Origin of the sequence: Marivita sp. S2033, assembly GCF_046592965.1 — a bacterium.
Lineage (GTDB): Bacteria > Pseudomonadota > Alphaproteobacteria > Rhodobacterales > Rhodobacteraceae > Marivita.
The window spans coordinates 1-1284 of the sequence record NZ_JBISBV010000045.1 but is presented as its reverse complement, the minus strand read 5'-3'; the positions used below and the strand labels follow the sequence as shown (position 1 = coordinate 1284).

Sequence of the window (1284 nt, the reverse complement as noted above, 5' to 3'; positions counted from 1 at the left end):
TGTCACCGGTGATCTGACCTGTCGGAAAGCCTGTTCATGTTGCACCGCCTGCGGCGCTTTTATCAACGCTACGCCACGCATCATCTGTGCCTGACGCTTGCTCCCGGTGTCGCCGTTGTGCAGGGCCGTCTGGTCGTGACCCGCCCCGATGCGCTGGCGCTCGAACATGGCGGTGCCTGCGTCAAAGGCCCGGTGCCGCTGTCGCTGCCGCATGATCCGCGCGCCGGGGCGCGGGTTTCGCTGCGCAACGGGGCGTTGTCCTGCCCTGCCCTGCCGCGCTGGCGCGGTGCTTTGGAACATGTCGCGCTCTGGCCCGATCTGGCGCGCCGCCTGATCCGGGTTCTGCCGCTTCTGCCCCGCCGGCGCGATCCCCATATCCGCGCGCTGGCCAAGCGGCGTCTGGGGCTGCACGCGACTCCACCGGCGCCGCTGCTTGGTCCGTCGATTGCGCCCGTTTCGCTGCGCACGCTCGCGCCGGAGATCGCGATCATCCTGCCGGTGCACAATGCCGCCGCCCATGTCTGGCCCTGTCTGGAACGGGTTTGCGCCAAGACCGATCTGCCCTGGCGGCTGGTGATCGTGGAGGATGGCTCCACCGATCCGGCGCTGCGGCCGGCGCTGCGTCATTGGGTGGCCGAGAGGTCCGGGGTCGAGCTGATCTGTCACGACACCCCGCGCGGCTTTGCCGGAGCGGTGAACGCGGCGCTCGAGCGGCTGTCGGGGTTTCCCGGCCCTGTGGTCTTGCTCAATTCCGATGTCACCCTGCCGCAAGGCTGGGCCTCGCGGCTGATCGCGCCGCTTCTGGCGGATGGCTCCATCGCCAGCGTCACGCCGCTGTCCAATGATGGCGAGCTGATGGGCGCGCCCCATGCCTGCGCGCCGGTTGCGCTGCGAAACGGCGAGGTCGATGCGGTGGATGCCGGCCTGCGCCCCTTTGCGCGGCAGGCGGACCTGCCCTCCCTGCCCACCGGCACCGGGTTCTGCATGGCGCTTGGCCCGCATTGGCTGGCCGAGGTGGCGCGCCTTGATGAACGCTTCGGACGCGGTTACGGCGAAGAGGTGGACTGGTGCCAGCGCACCCGTGCGCTTGGCGGGCGGCATGTGTGCCAGACGGGGCTGTTCGTCGGACATGTCGGCGCGGCGAGTTTCGGTGCGAAACAGCGCGATGCCTTGCGCGCGAGATCCGCGCCGGTGCTGGCAAAACGCTGGCCACGCTTTGATGCGCAGGTGGCGCAAACCCTTGCCACCGATCCGCTGGCGTTTGAGCGGCTGCGCGCCGGTCTG

1 protein-coding gene is annotated in these 1284 nt (G+C 69.6%); it reads left to right on the top strand.

All coding sequences use genetic code 11. The features are described 5' to 3' along the window. Positions 1–36: 36 nt before the first annotated feature. Positions 37–1284, top strand: a 1248-nt coding sequence (locus ACGKZZ_RS17235) for a glycosyltransferase family 2 protein (protein WP_411224749.1), incomplete at its 3' end; no start/stop codon positions are given.